Annotated in this window: 26 protein-coding genes and 2 pseudogenes; 9 read left to right on the top strand and 19 right to left on the bottom strand. The window is 36.9% G+C overall.

From position 1 onward, the window contains the following. Window positions 1-20 precede the first annotated feature (20 nt). The 5 genes from I588_RS25745 to I588_RS25725 all read left to right on the top strand — a co-directional run bounded on the left by I588_RS25745 (window position 21) and on the right by I588_RS25725 (window position 6,731). A complete protein-coding gene (locus tag I588_RS25745; RefSeq protein ID WP_425387102.1) occupies window positions 21-5,225 on the top strand; it encodes an N-6 DNA methylase in 5,205 nt (1,734 codons plus the stop codon). Between the two features lie 157 nt (window positions 5,226-5,382). After that, window positions 5,383-5,652, top strand: coding sequence for a hypothetical protein (locus I588_RS25740; RefSeq protein WP_010760175.1), 270 nt, complete (start codon window positions 5,383-5,385; stop codon window positions 5,650-5,652). A 2-nt stretch (window positions 5,653-5,654) separates the two neighbouring features. Beyond that, a complete protein-coding gene (locus I588_RS25735) occupies window positions 5,655-6,041 on the top strand; it encodes a hypothetical protein (RefSeq protein ID WP_010760176.1) in 387 nt (128 codons plus the stop codon). 15 nt (window positions 6,042-6,056) lie between these two features. Next, window positions 6,057-6,458, top strand: a complete 402-nt coding sequence (locus I588_RS25730; protein ID WP_010760177.1) for a hypothetical protein — start codon at window positions 6,057-6,059, stop codon at window positions 6,456-6,458. Between the two features lie 93 nt (window positions 6,459-6,551). Further along, window positions 6,552-6,731 (top strand): hypothetical protein, encoded by a 180-nt coding sequence (locus tag I588_RS25725; RefSeq protein ID WP_010760178.1) that lies wholly within the window; start codon window positions 6,552-6,554, stop codon window positions 6,729-6,731. 326 nt (window positions 6,732-7,057) lie between these two features. Here the strand turns inward: I588_RS25725 and I588_RS25720 are convergent, their stop codons facing one another. Together I588_RS25720 and I588_RS25715 are read right to left on the bottom strand one after the other, a co-directional pair. Continuing rightward, entirely contained in the window at window positions 7,058-7,336 is a 279-nt protein-coding gene (locus I588_RS25720; protein ID WP_010760179.1) for a helix-turn-helix domain-containing protein, read from the bottom strand. Further along, window positions 7,333-7,692, bottom strand: coding sequence for a type II toxin-antitoxin system RelE/ParE family toxin (locus I588_RS25715; RefSeq protein ID WP_010760180.1), 360 nt, complete (start codon window positions 7,690-7,692; stop codon window positions 7,333-7,335). Before I588_RS25715 ends, I588_RS25720 begins: the two co-directional genes overlap by 4 nt. Window positions 7,693-7,841: 149 nt before the next feature. On the opposite strand from I588_RS25715, the gene I588_RS25710 reads away from it, so the two are divergent. Then, window positions 7,842-8,447, top strand: a complete 606-nt coding sequence (locus tag I588_RS25710; protein WP_010760181.1) for a hypothetical protein — start codon at window positions 7,842-7,844, stop codon at window positions 8,445-8,447. 144 nt (window positions 8,448-8,591) lie between these two features. After that, window positions 8,592-9,500, top strand: coding sequence for a hypothetical protein (locus I588_RS25705; protein WP_010760182.1), 909 nt, complete (start codon window positions 8,592-8,594; stop codon window positions 9,498-9,500). Window positions 9,501-10,008: 508 nt separating this feature from the next. Here the strand turns inward: I588_RS25705 and I588_RS25695 are convergent. The 4 genes and pseudogenes from I588_RS25695 to I588_RS27125 all read right to left on the bottom strand — a co-directional run. Beyond that, window positions 10,009-10,599 carry an SOS response-associated peptidase gene (locus I588_RS25695; RefSeq protein ID WP_010760183.1) on the bottom strand — a complete coding sequence of 197 codons (591 nt, stop codon included), beginning with the start codon at window positions 10,597-10,599 and terminating at the stop codon, window positions 10,009-10,011. A gap of 110 nt (window positions 10,600-10,709) precedes the next feature. Next, window positions 10,710-10,916, bottom strand: coding sequence for a hypothetical protein (locus tag I588_RS25690; RefSeq protein ID WP_010760184.1), 207 nt, complete (start codon window positions 10,914-10,916; stop codon window positions 10,710-10,712). Then, window positions 10,894-11,412 (bottom strand): hypothetical protein, encoded by a 519-nt coding sequence (locus I588_RS25685; RefSeq protein WP_010760185.1) that lies wholly within the window; start codon window positions 11,410-11,412, stop codon window positions 10,894-10,896. The genes I588_RS25690 and I588_RS25685 overlap by 23 nt, the downstream gene beginning before the upstream one ends. Then, window positions 11,399-11,838, bottom strand: a pseudogene (locus I588_RS27125) (DinB/UmuC family translesion DNA polymerase); the annotation flags it as partial. The pseudogene I588_RS27125 and the gene I588_RS25685, both read right to left, overlap by 14 nt. Before the next feature lie 88 nt (window positions 11,839-11,926). On the opposite strand from I588_RS27125, the gene I588_RS25670 reads away from it, so the two are divergent. Next, window positions 11,927-12,208 carry a hypothetical protein gene (locus tag I588_RS25670; RefSeq protein ID WP_010760187.1) on the top strand — a complete coding sequence of 94 codons (282 nt, stop codon included), beginning with the start codon at window positions 11,927-11,929 and terminating at the stop codon, window positions 12,206-12,208. Window positions 12,209-12,232: 24 nt separating this feature from the next. Then, on the top strand, window positions 12,233-12,646 hold the full coding sequence (locus tag I588_RS25665) for a hypothetical protein (protein WP_010760188.1): 414 nt from the start codon (window positions 12,233-12,235) through the stop codon (window positions 12,644-12,646). Window positions 12,647-13,590: 944 nt separating this feature from the next. On the opposite strand, the gene I588_RS25660 is transcribed toward I588_RS25665, so the two are convergent. The 13 genes and pseudogenes from I588_RS25660 to I588_RS25610 form a co-directional block, all read right to left on the bottom strand. Beyond that, complete coding sequence (locus I588_RS25660) at window positions 13,591-14,061, bottom strand: hypothetical protein (RefSeq protein WP_010760189.1); 471 nt, start codon at window positions 14,059-14,061, stop codon at window positions 13,591-13,593. Between the two features lie 644 nt (window positions 14,062-14,705). Next, window positions 14,706-14,855: a hypothetical protein gene (locus tag I588_RS27475; RefSeq protein ID WP_155857141.1), complete on the bottom strand. Its 150-nt coding sequence runs from the start codon at window positions 14,853-14,855 to the stop codon at window positions 14,706-14,708. Between the two features lie 228 nt (window positions 14,856-15,083). Next, on the bottom strand, window positions 15,084-15,557 hold the full coding sequence (locus I588_RS26650) for an IS66 family transposase (RefSeq protein ID WP_010760190.1): 474 nt from the start codon (window positions 15,555-15,557) through the stop codon (window positions 15,084-15,086). A 196-nt stretch (window positions 15,558-15,753) separates the two neighbouring features. Next, window positions 15,754-15,999: an IS66 family insertion sequence element accessory protein TnpB gene (tnpB, locus tag I588_RS25650; RefSeq protein WP_010760191.1), complete on the bottom strand. Its 246-nt coding sequence runs from the start codon at window positions 15,997-15,999 to the stop codon at window positions 15,754-15,756. Further along, the gene (locus tag I588_RS25645) at window positions 15,971-16,177 is read right to left on the bottom strand and encodes a hypothetical protein (RefSeq protein WP_010760192.1); all 207 of its coding nucleotides are present in this window, start codon (window positions 16,175-16,177) and stop codon (window positions 15,971-15,973) included. Before I588_RS25645 ends, tnpB begins: the two co-directional genes overlap by 29 nt. A gap of 310 nt (window positions 16,178-16,487) precedes the next feature. Then, window positions 16,488-16,676: a hypothetical protein gene (locus I588_RS25640; protein WP_010760193.1), complete on the bottom strand. Its 189-nt coding sequence runs from the start codon at window positions 16,674-16,676 to the stop codon at window positions 16,488-16,490. A 184-nt stretch (window positions 16,677-16,860) separates the two neighbouring features. Beyond that, window positions 16,861-17,266 (bottom strand): annotated as a pseudogene (locus I588_RS27980) (IS3 family transposase); the annotation flags it as partial. A gap of 220 nt (window positions 17,267-17,486) precedes the next feature. Then, the gene (locus I588_RS25635) at window positions 17,487-20,714 is read right to left on the bottom strand and encodes a C-type lectin-like domain-containing protein (protein ID WP_016250097.1); all 3,228 of its coding nucleotides are present in this window, start codon (window positions 20,712-20,714) and stop codon (window positions 17,487-17,489) included. A 251-nt stretch (window positions 20,715-20,965) separates the two neighbouring features. Beyond that, complete coding sequence (locus I588_RS25630) at window positions 20,966-21,325, bottom strand: C40 family peptidase (RefSeq protein WP_010760130.1); 360 nt, start codon at window positions 21,323-21,325, stop codon at window positions 20,966-20,968. Continuing rightward, entirely contained in the window at window positions 21,282-21,758 is a 477-nt protein-coding gene (locus tag I588_RS25625) for a hypothetical protein (protein WP_034692742.1), read from the bottom strand. The genes I588_RS25630 and I588_RS25625 overlap by 44 nt, the downstream gene beginning before the upstream one ends. A 98-nt stretch (window positions 21,759-21,856) precedes the next feature. Then, window positions 21,857-22,621 carry a winged helix-turn-helix domain-containing protein gene (locus tag I588_RS26645; protein WP_010760132.1) on the bottom strand — a complete coding sequence of 255 codons (765 nt, stop codon included), beginning with the start codon at window positions 22,619-22,621 and terminating at the stop codon, window positions 21,857-21,859. A 17-nt stretch (window positions 22,622-22,638) separates the two neighbouring features. Further along, window positions 22,639-23,382, bottom strand: a complete 744-nt coding sequence (locus tag I588_RS25615) for a recombinase family protein (RefSeq protein WP_010760133.1) — start codon at window positions 23,380-23,382, stop codon at window positions 22,639-22,641. Next, on the bottom strand, window positions 23,379-23,570 hold the full coding sequence (locus tag I588_RS25610) for a hypothetical protein (protein WP_034692744.1): 192 nt from the start codon (window positions 23,568-23,570) through the stop codon (window positions 23,379-23,381). Before I588_RS25610 ends, I588_RS25615 begins: the two co-directional genes overlap by 4 nt. Between the last annotated feature and the right edge of the window lie 491 nt (window positions 23,571-24,061).

Below are 24,061 nucleotides of genomic sequence, written 5' to 3'. Positions count from 1 at the left end.
CTTATAAGGAAATTGTTTCAGTGGATGATCTGCAGAAAGTCTCTGCGGATACGTCTCCTGATTTAGCTGAATGGACCGAATTACCTGAAACCTACCGCTTTCAGCGTTTGAATAATAAAGCGTATTTGATCAATGAAAAAGGTGAATTTGAAATTGAGCCTGTTGAAATCACCTACGATAATGGAAAGACGTACTATCGGCAATTTGTTAAAGCAGCTGCTGGAACAAGTAAGGTTGAACAATCGGCCGAAGGAGAAATTGATTTATTTGATTTTCAATATACTGAAGCACAACAAGATACCGTTAAAACTAAAGATTCTGATAAGCAACAAGCAGCACAGGAACTACTAGATTTTTCATTCAACCAAACTGATGATTTTCTTTATAGTAAAAAGCCGAAACAACGTCTAGCAGATAATCTAGCAGCTTTGCGACTATTGAAACAATTAGAAAAAGAGAATCGTTTAGCTACTGCCGACGAGCAAGCAATCTTAGCTAGGTACGTTGGCTGGGGTGGTTTATCCGAAATCTTTAATATGGATAATGATAACTATGCAAAAGAGCGAAGAGAACTAAAAGAGTTGGTGACCGCTGAAGAATACGAAAGTGCACGAGAAAGTGTTTTAACGGCTTATTATACGGATCCAATGATTATCGAACAAATTTATGAGACAGTGGAGCGGCTTGGTTTTAAAAATGGCCGGATTCTTGATCCGGCAATGGGAACAGGAAACTTCTTTTCAGCTATGCCTGCTAAAATGAAACAAAACTCCCAGCTATATGGTGTAGAGCTGGATCGTTTATCTGCAGCAATTTCTAAGCAGTTGCAGCAGTCGGTCCATATCCAAGAAAAAGGCTTTGAAGAAACACAATTTATTGATGGTAGTTTTGATTTAGTGGTTGCCAATGTTCCATTTTCGGATTTTAGAATCAAGGATAAAAAGACCTTAGACAGCTACTATGTTCATGATTACTTTATTAAACATTCGTTGGATCTTGTTCATGAGGGTGGGATTGTTGCCGTAATTACTTCTTCTGGTACCCTAGATAAAAAGGATTCTTACTTCCGAAAAGAGCTAGCAACACAAGCTGAATTATTAGGTGCTGTGAGATTACCAGAAACAGCATTCAAAGCGATTGCGGGGACAGAAGTTACTACAGATATTCTGTTCTTTAGAAAAGAAGCAGCAGAATTAAAGAGAGACTACGGAGAACGTTCTTGGGAAACTACGGTAGATATTGAGAACCACCAGCGTTTTGAGGATGGATCACTTTACCCACCAATTACAGTAAATAAATTTTATTCTGAAAGATGGTCTTCTATTTTAGGTGAGTTTAAATACAAGAATTTTCGTGGGGGAACGTATACTGTTGTTCCGCAGGAGAACAGCAATTTAAGTGAACAGTTACGAGATCGCTTGCGGCTTGTAAAAGGTGAGTACATTCCACCAGTAGAATTAAGTTACAAGGTACCCGAAGTATTGCCATTGATCGATGAAGAGACACCAAGTTTTGACCAAGAACAATTACCCTTATACAGCTACTTTGAAAAAGAAGGGGAGATTTACTATCATGGGAATGGTGATATTGAAAAAATAAGTCTAGGAGAAACTAGGAAAAAACGTATGCTGGGTATGATCGAAATACGTGATCGCTTGTCTGAAGTCATTTCCTATCAACAGCAGTACGATTTTAACCAGGCAGTCTTTTCAGATACACTCAGTGAATTGAATCGAGCTTATGATGAATTTTTAAAAAAATATGGTCCAATCAATTCACAGGTAAATAGTCGTTTATTTTATGAGGATGACCGCTACGCGCTGCTTTCTTCGATTGAGATCCCACAAAAGAATGGTTCATATACTAAAGGAGACGTTTTTAGAAAGGCAACCATTCGACAAATCGAACCTGTAACTAAAGTAAATAGTGCGATTGAAGCATTGAATCATAGCTTGTCAAAACTTGGCAGGGTTGATATTGGCTATATGTTGTCGATTTATCCAGTCGAGGAAGCCATTTTATTAGAACAACTGGATGGCCATATTTTTATTGATGCTGAAAGATATTTACAAGCGGATAAGCAAGCAGAAAATGCGTATGTTCCTAAAGAAGAATATTTATCCGGAGACGTTAAGCACAAATTGAGCTTAGCAAAAATGTTAGTTGGTTCAGATGGTCGCTTTGAAAAAAATATTGCAGCGTTGCAAGAGGTCATACCCAAAGATTTAACGATTAGCGAAATTGAATATGATATTGGAGCCAGCTGGATTCCAGTGGATACGTATCACGCTTTTATGAAGGACGTATTCGATACAGCACCATTCAAGTTTTCACGTAAAATAATCAAGGTAGAATACAACCAGTATACGGATACATACCACATCAACGGTAAAAAGTCAGATAATTCAGTGTTGGTAAACAATGAATATGGAACAAGTAGAATTAATGCTTATCAGATTCTGGAGAAATCATTGAATCTGAAAACTGTTCAGATTTTTGATAAGGAAGAAGTTTGGCTAGATGGTGAACGAGTAACTAAAGATGTTCTAAATATGAAAGAGACAATGTTAGCTCGGTCAAAACAAGAGCACATTCATCATGCCTTTAAAGGGTGGTTATTCCAGGATTCCCACCGTGCGGAAGAACTCTTGCGTATCTACAATGATAGATTCAACAGAATCCGTCCAAGACAATATGATGGTAGTTATCTTTCTTTTGAGGGTATGAATGAACAATTTGAGTTAAGACCCCACCAAAAAAATGTAGTTGCTAGAATTGTCGAAAACGGACGAGCATTAATGGCTCACGAAGTAGGTGCGGGTAAAACGGCTAGTATGATCAGTGCTGGTATGATGATGAAAGACCAAGGATTAATCAAAAAACCAATGTATGTCGTGCCAAATCATTTGACGGAACAATTCGGACAGGAACTACTTCGATTTTATCCATCAAAAAAAGTTCTAATTACTGGAAAAAAAGATTTTGAGAAAAAGAATCGACAAAAGTTTGTTTCAAGAATTGCCACTGGTGATTATGACGCAATTATCATTGGACATAGCCAGTTTGAAAAAGTTCCCTTGAGTAAGGAGAGAAGAACTGCATTGATTAAGCGAGAACTGAGTGAGCTTGAGGAAGGTATCAGACTAGAAAAGAGTGAAAATGGCCAGACCTGGAGTTTGAAACAGATGGTTAGTTTTGAAAAACGGTTGAAAGAACGGCTAAAGAATCTGCAAAATGAGGAGTACAAAGATCGATTACTAACTTTTGAAGAGTTGGGTGTCGATTTTTTATTTGTCGATGAAGCTCATAATTATAAGAATTTATACTCCTATACGAAAATGTCGAACGTTGCTGGTGTAAATACCTCGAACAGTCTACGTGCGACAGATATGTTCATGAAGTGCCAATATATGTTAGAAAAGTTTCAAAATAGAGGGGTCGTTTTTGCGACAGGTACGCCGATTTCTAACTCAATGAGTGAATTGTATACCATGCAGCGTTACCTTCAACCAGAGGAATTATCTCGCATGAATCTTCATACATTTGATCGTTGGGCTTCTACTTTTGGGGAAGTTGTCACAGCACCAGAGATCAATCCTGAAGGCAGTGGATTCCGTATGAAGAGCCGCTTTGCAAAATTCCATAATCTACCGGAATTAATGAGTTCATTCCATTTAACTGCAGATATTCAAACAAGTGATATGCTCAATTTACCAGTGCCTAAGATTGCAACTGGAAAACCGCAATTAGTGATTTCTGAACCTTCTACTTTTCAAGAAAAGAAAATGACTGAACTGGCCGAACGAGCAGATGCGGTACGTTTGGGTCAAGTAAATCCGCGAGAAGATAACATGTTAAAAATCACTAATGAAGCCAAATTAATGGCCATAGATCCTCGTTTGTTAGAGCCAGATGCTCCGATACACACGGATGGAAAACTATTCAAATGTGCAGAAAATGTACATGAGATCTGGCGAGGTACATCTGAAAAGAAATCAACTCAAATCATCTTTTCGGACTCTGGTACGCCTAACCCTAATAAATTCAATGTTTACGATGAAATGAAACGAGTTTTAATCGAAAAAGGAATACCAGAAAAAGAAATTGCCTTTATTCATTCGGCTAAAAATGATCGGCAGCGGGACGAATTATTTGAAAAAGTTAGGAATGGTGAGGTTCGAATTATTTTTGGAAGTACCGAAAAATTAGGAACAGGTACAAATATCCAGGATAAATTAATTGCTGTGCACCATTTAGATGTTCCTTGGCGCCCAAGTGATCTGACCCAACGTGATGGCCGTGGTGTGCGGCAAGGAAATGAAAATCCAGAAGTTCATATTTATCGTTATGTTGCTAGGGATTCGTTTGATGCTTATTTGTGGCAGACCCAGGAAAATAAATTGAAATTTATCAATCAGATCATGACTGGAAAAAGCATTGCCAGAAGTGCAGATGATATTGATCAATCAACATTAGATGCGGCTGAAGCCAAAGCCTTGGCCACGAATAATCCAATGCTTATAGAAAAGATGGCCGTGGATCGAGATGTTATGAATTTGCAGCTACTAAAAAGTAGCTGGCAATCCAGTCACTTAACATTAACTCACAATTTAGAAAACGTTTATCCAAAACAGCTGGAAGATGCTCAAATAAACTTGGAAAAAACGACTCAAGACAACGAGTGGGCAGCGAAGCAACTCAATGGAGAATTCTCTATGAAACTCTTAGACCAGGTCTATAATGATCGATCAGAAGCGTTAGAGGTGTTTAATTCGATTATAGAAACGGGACCAGAAATGGAAGGGAAGATAGTCGGTTCTATGTATGGTTTTGAACTTAAGATTGTCCCTTCTCGTTTTGGGCAAACGATTGTTTCGTTAGAGCGAGAACGAAGTTATACAGTTGCAGTAGAAAAAAACGGGAAAGGTTCTTTAACTCGAATGACCAACGTTTTACGTGCACTTCCAGAAAAGATTAATGACTTAAAAAATGAAATAGAGGAACTGGTAAAAAAAATGGATCAAGCCCAACAGCAAGTTAATAAACCTTTTGAGCAAGACAAAGAATTAAACCAGCTGCTGGAAAAACAAACAGCAATCAATCTTTCTTTAGAAATGGGTGAACAAGATCTATCAGCTCAGGAGCAACCAATAGTTGAAGTTGAAATTTCTGAATCAATAAGTCTAAAAAATAGAGGGAATACAGGAATGGAACAAGAAAGATAATTGAACTATCTATATCTTGCGCATACCACGTATACGTGGTATATTTTAGATGAGGATAATTTCTAACCTAATAAAATAAGAAAGATACTTGCTATTCCGCTCTGCAGTGTTGATGAGGGTAAAGATCAAGTTTCAATAAAAAAAGCTGAGGTGTCTCATGGACTACAAAACAAGTGAAGCAAAGCGTAAAGCAAACCGAGAATATCGTAAAAGAAATAAAGAGAGTGAGAGACTTGCGACTTACCGACGAACAACGAAAGGTTATTTGACAAAACATGCAACTTTTCCTGAATTGCTTGATTTTCAGCGATATATATTTAATCGAGTGGATCAATTAATTGATTCACCAGAATATAGCTCTGAAGATAAATTGGAATTAGAAAAAATGTTTAGAGAAGTATTGGACGAATTTCAAAGGAGTGAATAAAAATGAAACTAATCACATTGATATTTAGTGGTGCAAGTCTGGTAGTAGATACTGTAGGCTGGGGATTTGCTCAATTGATTAAGGTGTTGTTGCAGGGTATTTCTACTTTTTGTGGCTGGGGAGTTGGTAAGATTCAGTCACTACCTGAAAACATTCAAATACCGGTCGTTATAACGTTAGTCGTTATTTTTTTAGGTATCTTTTTAGCTGGTCTATGGGGATTTCCACATATAGTGATTTCAGCTTTTATTGTTGTTCCGTTGATAATTTTTATGCTAAAGCTGTTTATTGGATGGATTGTTTTGTTTAGTCTGATCTATATGATGTACCTGTGCATTAAACGATGGTGCATACGACTTTGGAGTTATGTAACTCCCAACGATATCTGATTGGAGGAAAATACAATGGCAGAAATAATTAGTTTTAGTAGGGCAAAGTCAAGGGCACAGTCAACTTACAATCCTTTAGAAGCTTGGAGATGTGCCTTTTTAGAAGAATTGATGGCTGCAGAGTATTCGACCTCTGTTCCAGATGAGTTGTTTCCAAACAGTAAGATTGATGACTCCAAAAATCTGTATGAACTTAATACTAAAGTTGAAACGTTGTTGCCAGGAGAAAAACTGGTCTTAGTGAGGAATCATCATTTTGAACTTTTTTTCTATTATTCCTATGAAAATGAGTTGACGCTCAGGATTGGGAGCTTAATATCCGGTATAGATGCGGTATTTTTACAGGATAAGTTTTCAAATGAAAAAAGGATTTTTAAAAAGTATTACCAGTTTATGTTAGGATACTTTGGGAAATAATATAGTCCGATAGTAGCTTAGAAGGGCTTTAACTACTTTTTTATTGTCTTCTTTGCCGTGTTGGCGAGTAAATAAAAAGAAAAGGAGTTTGACATGACGAAAGAACAGCAAGACATTTTAGACGAAATTGAGCGGACAGTAGAATTAGGAATATTCACACCTATGCAGGCAATCACCCGTTATGTGAGTTTTTATCGCGGTGGTTCTTATGAGGGAATTACTGAAGAAGAAGCTGGTCAACTCTTAAAAGAGTTGGTCAATAAGTATTTATAGATAGGACATTTGGAAATTTAGTGTTGTAGAGATCGATTCTAAGATCATTTTATCTCTTTTTGCTTGTCAATGGCCTGAACTTTGTTTCTGGTGAAGACCAGAAAACTAGCAGCAGCTGCAGACGCTCCTGCAATCGGAAATGTACACGCTAAATCCGAACGAACGTCTAACCAGGATCACCGGATCTTGTGGTAAAACACGAACGTATTTTTGCACATTTACTGGATATAAAAATCGCAAATGAAATAAGTGAGTAATAAAATACTATAAACTATACTCTATAGACAAACAAGCTCCCAACAGTACATTCTGTTGGGAGCTGCTACCTATTTAAATTCGATTTTTACTTCCTTGCCGACACTTGTTGCAATCTCGTAGAGGATGTTAAAACTGACATTCATTGTACCATTCTCGATTCGTGCTATCGTACTTTGCGGCTTCCCTACTTTCTCGGCTAGTTCCCGTTGTGTCATGCCTAATTCGTCTCTTAGTTGAGCGACAGCAACAGCGACATTGAGTCGCTGTTTTTCTTTTTCAAACTCTGCGGCAAACTGAGGACTGCTTGCCTTCTTTCGTGCAATTAATTCATTGATGCTGATTGTCATTCTACTTCCCCTTTCATGTACTGTTCTCTGATACGTTTAGCGTGTTCAATTTCACGTCTAGGTGTCTTTTGTGTTTTTTTAGTGAATCCATGAGTGATCAGATATTTATTCCCTACCTTCTGGAAATAGATAGCTCGTTGTATGTTATTTCCAACTTTAGAGCGTAGCTCATATAAGTTGGAGTCTAGTTTTTTTACCCACTCCAATCTTTGAGCAACAAGCAGACCTACGTCTTGAACATTTTCAATTGTTGCCAACAATTTAGCGGAATCTTTTACTGGCAGCGATTCAAGAAATTCAACAAATTCACTAGTACCGTCTTTTCTCTGTATGGCACGAAACTCTGGCTTTTCCATACTCTCATGATAGCATACACGCTATCTAAAATCAATTCATGTCACTCACCTATAAGAGGATCAACTCAAATGTTACTAGTAATATTAATCAGAGTATGATATGCTGATGATGGTTAATTTTACTAGTAACATAAAGTGAGGTGAATCGTTTGAATATTAACGACGCTATGAAGTTACTGGAAAAAAATAATGTCACTAATAGCAAGCAAATGCTGCGCCGTTGGATTAGGCAAAACAAAATTAAAGCAGTCCTTAAATCAAAGAAACAAGGGTATGAGATTGATGCTACAAGTTTAGAAGTATTTATTAAAGAAAAACTACGCAATGATCAAAAACCCGGTAATAGCGATTTTCAGAAAGGTTATAAAGCAGGTTACGATGCTGCTTTACAAGAAGTATCTGAACGCTACAAAAAAATGGCGGTTATGGGAATGTATGAGTCGAATTTTCCAATCTATCGTAATGAGTTTAGAGAACTTTGTTCAAGAAGGATTTCTAAACATAGACTAAATGATTTTTTGATCTTTGTTGATAAAGAATTCTTTGCAAAGCAAGTCAGCAAACCAAGAAACAAAATCTGGTGCAATTCCATAGGAAATTTTTTCTATTTTGAATTAACGCAATTACTGATTGATCAACATGACTACGAAGTCGATTCTGAGCTTTCGCTCGATGCTATCGCCTACGATTTGCTATTAAGAAGGTTGAATGAACAATTTATTGATGCAGATAGTAGTACTAGTAAAATTAATTGACGCTAGTAAAACATTAAGCATTCTTTTTGCATTCAGATTTTTCGGTAAGGATAAGCAACTTTCTAAAAAATGTATATTTTTCGGAAAGATGGGTAAATTAGTTTGTTGACACGAATGTAATGAATTTTCGTATAGGAGGTAATTATGAGAAAAGATAAATATTACTATTTAAATGGTGATTCGAATAGGAAGATAGAATTTGCTAATATAACAGATGAAGAACGTGAGTTATTTAGATACTATGTTGAACAAGTTCGACATTTTGAAGAGTTATTCAGCCTGTATAACATTTTTAAAAATAATCAAAATCTATTGCTCGAAAATTTCATATTGCAAACTGATGATACAATTACGTTTAATAAAAATATCGAACTTCCAGACAAGGATCTTCAGATGCAGATTAATACCTATACTATCAATTTTCTGTCTTCGGGAAATGCTTTGATGGAGTCAGTAGAAGTGTACGTAAAGGCTTGTATGGGGGAAGAAACGCATGAAGATTTCAGAAAAAAAGTTTCAGGAAAAATATATGATAATCATTTGCCATATAGGTGGTTACGTTACCTAAGAAATTATTCTCAGCATGGTCACCTACCAGTTGAAGTGACAGCGAAAAGAGCATGTTTCAATTTAGATGACATAGTTTTCAAAAAGCATACTAAAAAAATGAATAAGGCTGTGAGAAAGGAAATGCTAGATATACGGACGAATATTTTGAGTGAAACGGGAGGAAATCCTCTTATTTCATATACTATTACCATAGCTGAAATGACACTCTATATACTAAAAATGTATTTTGAATTTTTGATTTACATTAAGGAGGATATCAAAGATACTTATGAAAAAGTTCAAAGAGTGATCATTGATAAAGAAAAAATAGTCTTTGAAGGATCGGTTTTCTATGATGAAGATGAAACATTAACACATTGCTTCGATCCTGATGATAATAGGATTGCTCGTTTTAGTGAAGTAAAAAAAATCGTTAGACAACATTTGAGAAGTGAAGAAAACGAAGTGAGTAAGTTAAAAAGAAGTTTCACAAAAATCAATTAGCGATAAATAGATCAATAATAGTTAAAGCAGCATACATTTAATTGTATGATGCTGTTTCAGTTTTTTCATGATCCGCCAGGTTTCAACAAAAACGATCGGGAAAATACTTAGTATTTAAAAATAATTTGGTTCAGTTTGCGTACTTTATATTATAAAGCAACTCTTCAAAGACTAAAATGAAAGCTGGGATAGCATGAAAAAAGTAACCAGGACTATTACTAGAAGACAAGCAGCAGCCTTTGAGAATTACTATCTTCGTAAAAGGGAACTTACAATAAATCAAGGAATCAAGTCTTTTGGTATTGGATCTCTCTATTCATTTCTGTACTTCACTTTTGCTGATAAGTCGATTTCCCTTACCTGCAGCAGCAAATGGATAGCGCTACTATTTTTTATTTTCACAGTTAAGACGTTTGTGCATATCAAGGTGTTAAGTAACATAAATATCAAGATCAAACGAAATTTAGAATAGATTCTGTCCAAACAATAAGTAGGTGCAGCGGATACTCTATGAGACTTGTTCAGAAAGTAGCTCTGGCATGTCTGTATTGATTAGGTGGCGTGCAAAATCAATATCTAATATCCATTTATCAATATCTTTTCGATTAACGATTAGCGGCATTCTGTCATGGATATTTCGAACAGACCCATTAGGCCTTGTTGTCAGTATAATAGATTCAGCTCTGCGGCCTTCAGAAGAATTATGCAGGCGGTAAAAACCAGCTACAAAAATGGTTTGATCAGTTGAAAAATAAAACTTTCTCTTCTCTTGATCCCATTCATTGAAGCCGCTCATTGGAAAAATACAGCGGTTCTCCTGAAAAGGTTTCTTGAAGGTTTTCTTCTCTTCAACTGTTTCAGACCTGGCATTAATAATTAGCTGGCCTTTTTTGAATCCGTCAAATCCCCAGCGTGTTAAGCCTGGTAAAATTTGTTCTCTAGGTGTGCTGGCTAGTGTAACAACATAATTGGATGGATAAACTTCACCTGAAGCAATTCTTTCAGCAAGTTCTTTTTCTTGTTTATGGCGTTCTTGGATCTTCCGGCAAAGCTCTTGAAGTTCTTCAGAGTCTAGGTCGTAAAAGTATCGTCCACACATTTTTTTCGCCTCCAGTGGAAACTTAGTGTCTTACAGGTCAATTCTAAGGCCATTTTACCTCTACTTGTTGGGAAATGGCTCGAACTTTGTTTCTGATCGTACTTGAAAAACTAGCAGCAGATGCAGTCGGCCGAATTGTCGCTAATAAATGGAATGATGTAGTATTCATTCTTGTGATAATCACCGGCTGCTTCAATGTAGAAAATGAAACGGGTCAAACCTTCTTCATTGATCAGCTGCTGGCCGCTGCCGGCTAAATGATAGTAAAAAATTTGTTTATCAATGTAGCCTAGCTCAAATTCCTTGATTATCGTCATTTTCTAGTTCCTCCGGAAAAGGTTGATAGAATTCGTCCTTAATCGCGCTAATTTCTGTTTCATCAGATTCCTTTTTTGGCGCTGCACGAGCACGCGCGTCTTCAAAAATATCAATGTCTGACCACTTTTTAGCTTCAGTGAATTTAGCGTGACGGACGTCTTCCCAATCGATCTTACTATCATTAAAAACAAAGTAGTCCTCATACGCTTCACCTAGGAAAAAACCGACAAGACTATCTTGCAGGCGGCCGTATTCGTCGCGTAAATTTAATTGAACAAGGATCTCTTTAGTCTGAAGGAATGAATCGGAAAGAACGATATCTATATCTTCTCTACTCATTCTGGGAAGCGCAGCGTTACTTTTAAGCGCGTATTCTTCAGTAGCCCTCACCTGTTTCATTAGGTCATCCATGGCGTAAGCTGTAGCCCATTTTAAGCCAAAGGGTCGATCACGATAAACATTGTAATCTCTGAATTCCTTTTTAGTTCGTCGCATTGTGAGGATCAGCCTCAATCCCAGACATTCCTCCAGCATGGCCGCCGACTAAACTAGAACGATCAATTGCTCTTGCTCCAGGCATTAGGCTAGTTGCATGTACGATTGCTTTAAATCCGTACTTTTTACGAATATTATCGACAACAAAATCGATTTTTCTGTTGTCTAGTTGCTTCTCAGGCTCTTCAAATAGATTCATTTGAAACGCTACGTATAAGTGAGCTTTGAACAGTTTACGCCAATTGTTCGAATATCCTGCCTTTTATAATTCTTATCTAGGAGGATCAGCAACGCTTCAGCAATTTCCTTGCTGCTGTTTGTTTGAGGAATTTTAAGCTGCTGATGAAAGCTTGTCTTTCCCAGCTGGTCGAAATATCCAATAGAATAGCCACACCACAAGGAAACACATTCTGTTTTTGCTCCGCTTGCTAAGTATCCAGAAAAGTTTTTGGACGGCAGCGTGGACTGCATTGGAAATGGATCTAGGAGTACTTATGTTATTACCAGAGAAGGTATGGAATATTTAACTGGTCAGACTGAAAATCAAGCCAATGCTGGTACCTGGTTAGTTAGACATGAGAAAAATTGGATAGTTGACTTTGATAGACGCGTAGACTCCGAAAAAACTGCGCGAGAAATGATAGCTAAAGAAATAGCAAAAGAAATAGCAAAAGAATTAAACAGCAGCTGTATGCAGATAGAGTTTGAACAGCTGCAGGAAAAGCCTATTAAGTCCAGAGTGGTCATTAAAGGCAACAGTATTTACACTTATGAAAAAACTAATTTGTCTCTTTAATAATGGTATCCGGGAGTGATTAGGATGAACTTTAAAGCAGAAAAAGCTGAATTAGTATCAACGCTCCAGCGTCTATACTTGAGAAATGGTTTGAAAGATGGATTTACTAAAGTGGTGGAACCTATAGACATAACTGCAATTTCTTCGGTTTTTATCGCAAAGCGGCCAACTTCAGAGGTCCCATCAAAATTAAGATCCGTACCTATTGCCAAATTGATAAGCGGCGAGGAAATAATACTCTTATCCCCTAGTCTTCCCCTGCTCTTAAACAAAACTGAACAAGAGGAGAAGGCAGATGCTGAAGCCGTTGTATCTGCAGTTATACGATTGATCGAGATCAGCAAAGCTGCAGCTGCCGGGGATGCTTATCACCAGACGAATAATGGGAATAATAATATCGCAAAAGAAATATTTTGCAAAAAGGTTATTAGCAAATAGGGATTGCTACCTCTTACTGATATGAAAGTTGCCAACTGGTATTTCTTTATAAATCATGCTATAATAAATCTGCGAAACGACAGTATATGAACTGCATTGCAACACAAAAGCCAACCCTATTGCGAGTAGGGTTGGCTTTTTTTACACTCGTTGCGACTAAATGGTATCAGATGTGGACGGTTCAAAACAAATCAAACTAAAAGAGGACATCTTTTAGTGTTTGATTATAGGCTCTTGGCTGATTCACACCAGGATTAATGCCTGCGAGGGCAAGTAATCGCTTTTTTATGAGAGAAACGGCGTACGTCGCCAATTTATGCTATTAGCTGCGGACCTAAAAAAACACCTATCTCAAAGAATTATTGCTAAAAACCTTTATGAGTTTTGTCTTCACAGCTTTTAAGTCTTATTCGACTTTGGAAAGTTTAAGGATCAAATGTTTGATACCGCTTCGTGTATGAATTACTTCGAAAGGGCTATAGAAAATTTCTCCTAAGGGATGTAAAACAGTGACAACACTTTTATCATTGGAAATATTAATATTTACTACGTTCAATAAGATCAGGTCTTTGAATATTTAGTGTAATGGAAACCAGCAACACTCATTGTTTATTCAATCTGCTAGTGGTGACACGAACGTACTGACGACAATTCAATCTACATAAAATGAACGCTGTAATGAAAAGCTTGTAAGCAGTCTTTCGTTCGGACGTAGGAGTCCAAAATTTGAAATGGCTTGACCAATACTTTTTTATTTTAACAGCTCAAGCAATCATAAGAAAAGTCCAACTATGAAGGGGGGGTTCTGAAATAAATTCACCTGTAATTTTAATCAGATAGTCAACTAATGACCAAGAGTAAAGAGAGCTTGTATAGAATGATTCATTTTTGTGGTTTAATTCATCCAAAAAAGGAAACCTTTTTAAAGGTTTCCAAATAAGACACTAGTTTATCAAACTTAGTTTTCTATCGATTCTCTTTTTACTCATTCGGTAATTAACTTGTAGAATACCTGTGGCAACCATAACAACGATAAGAATAAGAAAATAATATGGATTATGTATTTCATATTTTTCAAATATCTCATGAGTTATATAAATACCATTGAGTAAACCTGCCAATGAAACAAAGAACCAAGCTGTAGCTTTATCGAAAAAATTCATGATCTGATACAATTTGTTTTTTTCTAATTGCAGATTCTTTAAAATAAAAATAGCTTGCTGTTTTTCCTTATAAATTTTGTATGGGGGAATTATCCAATAAAAGGGAGATATTTTTTCCACCTTCATTTTGGTTTCCACAATCTGATTTAGTTCTATAGTTGGTGTAGCTAATTCTAAACGTGCTTGATAGAAAGGAAAAGTAAAAAGAAGCCATACCCCCAGAAAACCGCACAGATTTACGAATAGTTCCATAGAATAACCTCCTTAATTCTTATGATATATCAGTTGAAACAAAAAGACAATTAATTCGATATACGATCATGATTAGAGAGAATGTACGATGATCTGCGTGAATAAATGGCCGATAAGGATGAACTATAGATTATGATTTCAGTAAAAAAACAATCTTTCTAAAAATAATATATCTTTTTTAGAAAGATGGATAGGTCTTTACAGGTTTACAATTTTTAAACGAATAGACTCCCTTGGATCACAGTTGAAACTCTAAATAAAACAAACAGCAGGACTCAATGAATGCTGTTTGTTTCTATTAAATTTCTTAAACATCTTATCATTTTACAGTATTACGGCTAGTTAACAGATTTTTATTTGATTCAACGTTAAAACATCTAAATAGTCTTGTGAATTTGAAACAACAGTCATAATGATTGGAACAAATCACAGTATACAAATGATGGTATTTTTGATTGTCTTCAAAACAAGCTAGATACTGCATGGCATAAAAATAGAAAAATCAATCAAGTAAGAAGCTTAGTTGATTCAGGCAAAATGAGGTCAATTTATTACTAAAAGTCTTCGAAAAGCGATATTAAGCATTTAACTTCCTTCTAATGGTTAAACATCTTTTACGTCTCAAAATATTTTATACGAGCCTCTTAATTCTTCGATTGAATTTTTAATAATGTATCCATAGATGTATAAGGTAAGTTTAGATCATTTGCAACAGCTTCAATGGTCAATTTACTCTCATAGGTACTCAAGCCGCGACGTAATGCCAATAGGATTTCATAAAGCTGAAATAGCACATATTCTACTGCTAAAAGATGCCAGTTAGTTATCTTTTGGCGGTTCAATGGAAAATCTAAGACTTTCCATTCTTTTTCTTGGCGATAAGCGGGAACCTTTTGATATACTTCTCTATCATTGTTTGAGTGACCAAGGTTGGAGTACCGAAGCTGTTGTTAATTAATGGTTTGGGGATAGGTGCTTTTACGATAGTCGTTGTTCCACTAAGTTTTTCGCAACTACAACATTTATAAGCGTGTTGTTTCAATGTGGGCAGGAATAAAGAAGGGTTCCTCACGAACAATAGTCGAACCAACTTCGGCCATGTGAGTGCCGCATGTCTCACAAAGACAGGCTTCTCCTTCTAATCGATAGTGTTTATGATTAGCTGGCAAATGTGCTAAAGAGACTGCCTTTTTACCTTTCGGCTTTGCTCGTCGAAATCCTTTGACTTTCACTATTTCCTGGCTTTCTTGTCCAGTGTGCTCTGGTTCATTAAAAGACTCGTGTTTATTATCGAACAAGTCGGTTTGACCATCGACAGAGGGGATATCTTCTTTCTTTCGTCCATACATCTGTCGCTGGATACTAAATAACTGTTCCTGCAAGTATTGAATTTGATCAAGAGCCATAACTAATTGATCAGATAACTCTTTTATTTCTTTGTTTTTCTTTTCTAATAACTTGTTATATTCTAGTGACTTATTTACCTTTTTAGCCAAGAGATTTCACCTCTTCCCCTTTATGTTCCTTGTTATTATTATACCATTTTTGACAAAGAAAAAACAGTAAAAACCGCATGAAATCAGCGTTTTTACTGTTAAAAATATGCACCTGGGGTGCTTCTGTGAATCGTCTTTTTTTCTTCAATGGCGAACCCTGAAAGCAATCGTTTTAACTGCTGAACATTTATTTTTTTCACTTCTGATTGGTCATTGGTCCATTTTCAAATCTTTTGTAAAGCAAAAGGAAGCCGTTTCCTTCCCAATAAATTGCCTTAAAGCGATCCGATCTTGTCCCACAAAAGAGAAAGAGTGCCTGATCAAAGACATCTAATTGATAGGTTTCTGTGACAAACGCAGCCAGACAATCAATTCCTTTACGCAAATCCGTCTTCCCACATACGATAAAAATATTAGGAATTTGATTGAAGTCGAGAAGCATGGAAACTCAGCTCCTTCAAGATCGTAGCTAGAATATATTTGTCCGTTCCATTGTAAATATAAGCATCAGCTTGTCCTATTTTGATTCGAGCGGCGACTTTGGGGTTGGCTGGAGAGGCGGAAGTGGTCGATTTTTTGGAATCAATTAATTGAATGGGTACGATATCATTTTTCTCCATGGAAAAAACCTCCTCGTTGTTTATACACCAATTCTAACAACAAGGGGTATCGTCTTCTAGCCGCCGCTCTACTATAGGACGCTTACACAGAATCTCTGCGACATCATTTAAATCATGCGAAAAAAAGGAAACGCCGAAGCGTTCCCTTAAGGTGATTTGGTTAAAACAACACTATTGACTTAGAGCCTGAAATGAACGGTTTTTCCGTCATTTCACTGGCATTTTTTTAAAGACTTATGTCACATCCTCTACTTTTCTTGACCATTTAGAGATTAGACTTTAAAGCCTAGCTCAGATAATTTATTAATAGTTATTTGAATCTTCTCTTCACATCTTTTCCCATCTCTTTGAAATCCTTAGCAATTGATTTACCTTTTTCTGCATACTCTTTTCCAACTTTTTTACCTTCTTCTGAATAAGCTTCACCTAATTCTTTACCTTCGTTCTTCAATTCCTCTGCTTTTTTCTTGACTTGATCTAATTTATCTTGGATAGACATAATAACTCATCCTTTCTATTCTTTAATCTCATTTTACTCTTAATTAAAAAAAATTTCTCACAACTAAATTTTTTTAACCCGTCTTCTTGTAAATCCAAATTTTGTAGTCCGGTAGAGACCCCAAAAAGATAGGCTTTCTCATGAAAGATCAGACTTCAATTCCTAGCTTTCGAATCAAACGTTAAACCTTCTTCTTGTTTATTTGAAATTCTCAATTTCACAATTATTTGTCATACGTAAGCAGCCATAATCCTTGTGCTTTTTTCTTATTTTGAGCATTTCATCTTCGATTTACTGATCTGGCTTCTCTCGATCGAACCGTTTTTGCTAATACATAAAGTTTGATTTAGGAAATTTTAAAGTTTCAAGAAGCTCAACTAATTTGAACGATTCTCAGAGACTGTCGATGATTCATACGATTTATTCTTTCGTCTTTGAGAGCCTAGTCCATTGGCAATTAACGATAGGACAGCTCACTTATCTGATATAATTCAATCGCACCCATCTTGAATTTAACAGAATAACTTTTTTTTTCGCTTTCGAAAAAATAATTCTTCACCGAGCTCTTAATAGACATTGATCCAATTTTTAAATATGCCTCAGTATCGTACACTTACCTTTGTAAGGTATCAATTTTACTAGACAAATATTTTACTAATATTACGCTATCTTTGTAAGAGAGTGCTGATCCAACAGAACCTCTGCGACATTGTTTAAATCATCTTAAAGTGATTTTATTGAAACAACACTATTTAATTTAGAGCCCTATATAATAGACACTTCCGATTCTTTATTTGGTTCTAATCATTTTTACTGTGGAATAATGGTATGAACTTTGTCAAATTTATTTCGTTCATAATCCCAACTATAAAGTTCTGGGGTCTTTCCATCTCTTTTAGTAGATCGTACATAGATGGTCAACCACTGCTCCTGATCGGTATAAAAGCTGTCGCGACTGATCTCTGGTATACCTGGTGTTATTGTTGTATTTGTCTGATGACTTGCGCCATTTGGATCCTGCTGCTGAGTCGTTAAGTGATAACCTTCATATTGGTAATAAGCTGGTACCATCACTTCAAATAATGATGCGTCCTGGCCATCTTTTTGATGTGCCGTCGAGAAAATTACATCAGTAAAGTTGGGATTATCTTCTTGTTTGCCAGACGAAAGAATACGATTGTTTTGATACGTAGTATCCATGGTTGGATTATTATTATTGAATCGCTGGTTTCTAATAGTTAAGTAACCTTCCTTAGGTACCGGAATATCGCCATTCGCATTCAAAATTGCTTGCCTAGCATGCAACCGAGCTCCTTGAGACGTATAAATTAGCTTCCCTTCCTGGTGCTGAGTTCCTATTATATAATTCAAATTTCTTGAAGCATCTGTCATATCTCGCAGCTCTACAAATTTATACAGGTCAATAGCTTTAGGTTCAGCAGTAATGGCTTTTCCTAAACGTAACTGTTGATCGTAAACCAAATCACCATATGGGAGGCGTGTTCCTCGTTCTTCATAGGCTTGGAGGGTAATTTTTTGCGGCATTTCTGCAGTCCAACCTATATCGGTTTCTTCGATTCCTTCTTTTTGTCCACCGTATTCAGAGAATTCTACGTAATATCCATGATTCCCAGCACTAAACTCTCGGACACCCGATAAGTCGTTCCAATATTTACTGTTCTCTTGAGCAAACTGCAGCGTATACTCATCATTATTTGAATTATTCGGTTCCGTAGAAACAAAACCATTGTATGCTCCAGTAGGCGTTTTGCCTTCACTATAATGCATTCCATTATAGAATACTTGTCCTGCTTCTGGCCCGTCCACCCAATACCAATCTTTTAAGGAGATGTTATACTCAGAGGCGTTCTGTGGCACAGTGGTTTCATCATTGATTTTACGATTACCAGTATTGATAACTGCTCGTGTCCCACCTAACCATCCGGGTTCCTTGGAAATATTATTAAAAATAAAATCGTGCTCCTCTGATGAGGTAATTGTTGCCAGATACCCAGTCAATTGCTTATACCTTAGTTGTTTGGCACTATTATAGGCTTGGAACCAGTTCTTACCCGGTGAAGACATTTCTGGCATAAAGACATAATAATGATTGGCTCCGTTTGGATCAACCCACGAAGTATAAATTTTCTCATGGAATATAATATTTATCCGTCCTGGATCATTGACACTATTTTTTATAGTAAAACGCAACGATTCCAAAAATGATTGTATAGTAGTCCGATCATTATGAGCTTCCATCGCGAAACTGAAAGAATAGTAGCTACTGGTTTCACTGTTTTCAAAAGAGTACCACTTGTCTGGTAACTGTAATGACTTAAAATTCTTGATCTCAGAATTTTTAGGAATCTGAATCTCAATTGATTTCATCCGATTGCTGATAGCTGCGTCATCCATCGTTAGATCAATGATTTTCGCTTCGTCCTCCGTTCGTTCCAATCCGAACCCCATCGGTCTAGTAATGTCTGGTACTCGCTGGCTGTCAATCTCTCCAATATTATTGGCACGATCGACGGCAACAACATGAAGATATTTGCCGATAACATTGTCTGCTGAGACAATCTTATTGCCAGAGGTGTTATAGTCCGTTGCATTACTATCTGGCGCTACGTACAAGTCAAACTTACTAGGATCAATTCGGCCAAAAGTATCCTTTAAGCTATTCACTCGGTCAATTAAGGTACTGTTCGGAGAATCAGATAACTCAAAGAAGTAGCCAGCAACATTACTAGTCACTGTCTCTTTTACTACGTCTGACTTTAATCCCCCCTGATTCTTTGTGTCCGCTTCAACATAGAACTGATAATCCTTACCTTTGTCAACAGCATTTACTTGTAAACTTAAATCCTTTCCGTTACTGTTTCTCACTGTAACTTTAGGCTTGGCTGGACCTTGATCATCAATTACCGAGTAGTCCGTCGCATTATTTTCAAAGGACACTTGAGCCAGATTGTACAAGACATTCGCAATAATTTTTTGTTCATCTTGAGTCGATTGACCTCCACTGTGACCTGTTTGAATCATCGCAACATTGTTATTGGTTTTTAAATACCAACCACCACGCCAAACTTCATCTTCATAAATTGGATTAGGAAACGCTCCTGATGGTTCAATTAATTCCGCCCAGACGGTTCCAACACTTTTCTTGCTTAGTTCAATATTATGCGTATATGGAATCGTCAATACAAGTCCATCCGCCATCTCAAAAGGATATTTCATCAAGTAACCATCATTTATAATTTTTACTTTTTGTGAACTAGTCCAATACTTAGTATCATTAAGCCCGACCGAACTTTCCATAACGCTCTCGTGACCGACACCTAAATAATCCTTCTGGTCATGAAAGTATTTCCACCAATTCTTTTTTACACTGTAATACTCGGCTTTGTAAACCGTATCATGACCAAATAATACACCTCGTCCTGAATCAATGAACTTGACCGTTGCCTGAGCAGCTGTTTCGGAAATGTCTTTCTCATTGTTACTGTCCCAGCTACCAAACATAATAACATCCTGTTGGTAGTCATCCGATTCGCCTTTCAAATATGCGTCGGGATTCACATTAAATGCAGCTTGTGAGACTGCAGTTACTTGAATTAAATTACTCCCGTCTTTGGACTTCAAATTTAGCCCATCCATCCAGCCCTTCAAGGTATTAGAGTCACTTCTATCTGGATAGACATTCAATACATTGATACTTTTCCCATACGACATCGAACGAGAGTTCCAATTGTTCCCTTGGTCCTCTGATTGATAGAGCTTGTACCCTGACTGGGTTAAGTTGTTGATTTTGTCCCATTTCAAATCAATATAACTTTTCTTGGCGGTATTGTCCCAGCTATTCTTCGCAGTTAAACGAAAATCTCCATTAGAAACCACAGATGAAGCCTGAACTTTATTCGGTGATTCTGTTTTTGTATACAAGATCAAGGCTGTCGCTATCACTGCAGCCCCTACCAGCAGAGCAAAAATATATTGAGGCTTCCTTCGCCCTCTTTTTACATTCTGATATTTAATCATCTTGTTATATTACCTCCTACTTGTTATTTAATACTTGAATCTTTATCAAATTGGAATTTTACTGGGCTTGGATAGCTGGTCCTTTATGTATTTTTTAAACAACTGATAGGCTCCGACCAAACTAACTATTATTTGTAATTCTTAATTACAAAAACTCCTGATACATTGTTTTGATTTTTACTAGCTTCACATAATCCAATCTACTTAAATCAATATTCATTGAGTTAAGTAATGTTTTACACAATAGGGCTCTATAATACTCGCCCAGCACTTTCGAAGGGATAATAACTAACGTGAGATACTTTTACTACATCCCCAGGCTGTAATGCCTGAATAAAGCAATCATCACCTATGTACAATCCTACATGGTATGCTGGTTTCCCCCAGAAAACTAAATCTCCTGGTTGAACTTCAGTCAAAGGGACTTCTTTGGCAGCTATCTGCTGAGATTGACTTGTGCGAGGCAAGCCAATGCCATTTTGCGCAAACACCCATTGAATAAAGCCGCTGCAGTCAAATCCGTTGGGCGTGGTGCCGCCCCAGACATAGGAAACACCTAGATATTGTTTAGCTGATAGAACAATGGCTTTTTTTTTTATTTCCTTCTTCAACGCTGTCCATTCTCTGATCTAAAACTACTTGCTCCCACAGTACTTCCTGTTCTGTCCGTATAACTAACTCCTGCTGCCGTTCTTCTTCTTGAATCCTACTTAATAGATCTTCATTTTTCTTTATCTCTCGCTCTAACTGCTTTTTGCTGGAGATTTGTTTATCAATGATTGCTTGTAATAGTTTTTGTTTCGCTGCATGTTCATTTTGTCTTTTGTCCAAATCTTTTTGTTGCTGCATAATCTTTTCGATTAGTTTAGTGTATTCTTTAGCTCGAACATCATCAGTTTTATATACACTTTCGATTTCTTTTACTGAACTTAGGGTTTTAAACCAACCGTCCAGTTGGAAAAAAATCTTTTTCTGATCTGCATCTCTTAATTGAATGATCCGTTTTTGAATTTCCTTTTCTAGCTGAGTCAACTTTTCTGCCATATTAGTCACTTTCTTCACTTTGTTGATTGAACCTTTAACTATTATGTTCTTGCTCTTGTTGTTATAAATAAGTTCCTTATTTTACTGGTTGACGTTTTTTATTTTGTTACTAAGCATTGGACTACATCTTCATCCTGTTGGTTGTTTTCCACCCAATATTCATAGAATTCATTACTTAATTTGTAGCCTCTTCCCCATAATGTAGTGATGGATTCACCAGAAATCCCGTGCAGCTCAAGTTTTCGCTTCAATTTATTAATCAAACAAGACAGCTGGCTCAGATTAGATGCGGTTTCACCGTCACACCATAACTGCTCACACAAATCTTTGCGAGAAAGCACATCATTGCCAGGATGTGCTTGAATTAAATTTTGCAAGACTCGTTTTTCCGTTTTTGATAAACTTTTTATCAAGGCTTCCAATCCGTTATTCCCAGGAGCGTTAGCTATAATTGGAAAGTTCAGGATTTGACTCCCTGTTACCATCCCTTTTTGTAGTTGCTTTTGCAAACAGCTTATCTTTTCACGAATTGCAGTAAAGGTCGCTTCACTTAATAGCCAGTCAGTCAGTCCATAATTTTTCCATTCTGTTTGTTCTTCCTCTGTCGGCTGACTCTCAGTTATCCGTAAAGTCAGTAAAGACTGGCCTTTTGTTTGACGCAGCAACTGTTCAACTTCCTCATCACATAGCGTTTCGCTAAAAATCACCCATTGAAAATAAGAAAGAAATGAACGAGCGGTTCTTTGCTGCAGATGATAAAGTAGATCAGTTGAACAAAAGGTTTCAAAATTCAACTGTTGTAATTTTCTGACCATATTTTCTTCTGATAAGGTATTTTTTGTTAGAATTAGTACATGTTGCATATTGATTCCTCTTCTCTTTAAGTTTTTGATACTTTCTTCTCTTTGACAGTCAGTTTTACTTCGTCATCATCGGTATCTACTAGCACATTCCACAAAATGACTAATGTAACAACGACACAAATGGCCACTTGTATCCATAACTGATCAAAATAGGACTCAGCCAATTTGATACTGAAAATAGCCAGCAAGAAACAAATGACCAAAATGATTGCAAGCTGAATTTGTTTTAGTTCTTGTTGAATCCGATATACTGTCTCCAAAGGGATCCGCTTTTGTTTTGCTACCTGACGAACTGATTTTTTCTCGACTAGCAGCCAAATCGTTTCTCGATACAACTTGCGCGCTTCTGGTTCTTTACTAAATAGCGAATAAGCATCTTTGCTACGATTTCGTTCCTTGCCAGCCTTGACCAAAAAGGGATGCAGCAATCGATCATTACGCAGCGACCACAGAAAGATTTGCCGCCATTCTTCAATCGAAAGCTGCGGGAGATTGAGTACATCTATGGTTAACTCGCGCTTCTCCAGTTGCTCCAAACAGCCTAGTAATTGTCGGTAATCTCTGGAGATCACTTCCCAGGAGACAATTACCACATGATCTCCGGGTTGAGCAAAGTTGAACAACGCTTGAAACTCACTAGTGGGAGAGTTCAGCTCTTCAATTTCTTGGTGCCCATCGGAAAAGAGTTCATCCACTGGATAGTCTTCCAGCATATCCAGTTGTTGGGTAATTTGATATCCCCGTGCATATCCCAGATTCATCGCGGCCTTCCTCTTTCTATCGTTTTTTTCGATGGGGCTTTTTTTGCTTCCGGTCGTCTTGATTGTATCGAGCGAGCCAAGTGGGCTACCTTTGCCTGCAATTCACGCTGATCCTTTATCAGTGAAACCAGCAAGTATCCTTGAAACAGCAGAACAAGTCCTAATACCAGTAATAAAATATAAACCATTGATTTTCGCCCCTTTCCTTTTATGGTGTCTTGATTTAAGTAAAATTATTTGCTTTCTATTCCCAACTAGTGGGCTGAATCATTTGTTTATTTTCCGGACTTGGTCGCAGGTACAGCATCAGTCAGATCATTTATTTCATATGGAGACTCCTGGTCGTATCTCCCTATCCAATTAATACGATCAATGGTAAGTATTCGTTCAAAGGCCAGATCTGTGTCTATTCGTTCCTATTTATCCTTCGAAGATTCTTCTTTTGAAGTCCTCACTTCCTTAATAGGATTTGATAACTGTTTAATGGATAAAAAAATATACCACTTAAAAAGAGACTCACAGGGGTCAGAGAATGATCCATTATGTTTTTTACACTTTTTCTTATGTACGTCCCTTTATTCATTTTTGAAAAGCTGATCAAATCAGTATTTTACTTAGTAAAACACTCACCTCATAAGCTTTGACATTTTTTAGAAGGGATACAGAGACGCGTCTGTAT

Origin of the sequence: Enterococcus pallens ATCC BAA-351, from assembly GCF_000407485.1 — a bacterium.
Classification (GTDB): domain Bacteria; phylum Bacillota; class Bacilli; order Lactobacillales; family Enterococcaceae; genus Enterococcus_A; species Enterococcus_A pallens.
The sequence above is the reverse complement of the archived record's forward strand: the minus strand, read 5'-3'. Positions and strand labels throughout refer to the sequence as shown.

Coding starts and splice junctions, on each gene's coding strand:
- I588_RS25725 (WP_010760178.1), top strand. CDS start 6,552: ATGACGAAAGAACAGCAAGACATTTTAGACGAAATTGAGCGGACAGTA.
- I588_RS25740 (WP_010760175.1), top strand. CDS start 5,383: ATGGACTACAAAACAAGTGAAGCAAAGCGTAAAGCAAACCGAGAATAT.
- I588_RS25625 (WP_034692742.1), bottom strand. CDS start 21,758: ATGGCAGAAAAGTTGACTCAGCTAGAAAAGGAAATTCAAAAACGGATC.
- I588_RS25695 (WP_010760183.1), bottom strand. CDS start 10,599: ATGTGTGGACGATACTTTTACGACCTAGACTCTGAAGAACTTCAAGAG.
- I588_RS25685 (WP_010760185.1), bottom strand. CDS start 11,412: ATGCGACGAACTAAAAAGGAATTCAGAGATTACAATGTTTATCGTGAT.
- I588_RS25660 (WP_010760189.1), bottom strand. CDS start 14,061: ATGGAACTATTCGTAAATCTGTGCGGTTTTCTGGGGGTATGGCTTCTT.
- I588_RS25615 (WP_010760133.1), bottom strand. CDS start 23,382: ATGAATCTGGGATATGCACGGGGATATCAAATTACCCAACAACTGGAT.
- I588_RS25715 (WP_010760180.1), bottom strand. CDS start 7,692: ATGGAAAAGCCAGAGTTTCGTGCCATACAGAGAAAAGACGGTACTAGT.
- I588_RS25610 (WP_034692744.1), bottom strand. CDS start 23,570: ATGGTTTATATTTTATTACTGGTATTAGGACTTGTTCTGCTGTTTCAA.
- tnpB (WP_010760191.1), bottom strand. CDS start 15,999: ATGCTTCTCGACTTCAATCAAATTCCTAATATTTTTATCGTATGTGGG.
- I588_RS26645 (WP_010760132.1), bottom strand. CDS start 22,621: ATGCAACATGTACTAATTCTAACAAAAAATACCTTATCAGAAGAAAAT.
- I588_RS25705 (WP_010760182.1), top strand. CDS start 8,592: ATGAGAAAAGATAAATATTACTATTTAAATGGTGATTCGAATAGGAAG.
- I588_RS25730 (WP_010760177.1), top strand. CDS start 6,057: ATGGCAGAAATAATTAGTTTTAGTAGGGCAAAGTCAAGGGCACAGTCA.
- I588_RS25665 (WP_010760188.1), top strand. CDS start 12,233: ATGAACTTTAAAGCAGAAAAAGCTGAATTAGTATCAACGCTCCAGCGT.
- I588_RS25635 (WP_016250097.1), bottom strand. CDS start 20,714: ATGATTAAATATCAGAATGTAAAAAGAGGGCGAAGGAAGCCTCAATAT.
- I588_RS25670 (WP_010760187.1), top strand. CDS start 11,927: ATGGAATATTTAACTGGTCAGACTGAAAATCAAGCCAATGCTGGTACC.
- I588_RS25640 (WP_010760193.1), bottom strand. CDS start 16,676: ATGTCTATCCAAGATAAATTAGATCAAGTCAAGAAAAAAGCAGAGGAA.
- I588_RS25645 (WP_010760192.1), bottom strand. CDS start 16,177: ATGGAGAAAAATGATATCGTACCCATTCAATTAATTGATTCCAAAAAA.
- I588_RS25720 (WP_010760179.1), bottom strand. CDS start 7,336: ATGACAATCAGCATCAATGAATTAATTGCACGAAAGAAGGCAAGCAGT.
- I588_RS25735 (WP_010760176.1), top strand. CDS start 5,655: ATGAAACTAATCACATTGATATTTAGTGGTGCAAGTCTGGTAGTAGAT.
- I588_RS25690 (WP_010760184.1), bottom strand. CDS start 10,916: ATGACGATAATCAAGGAATTTGAGCTAGGCTACATTGATAAACAAATT.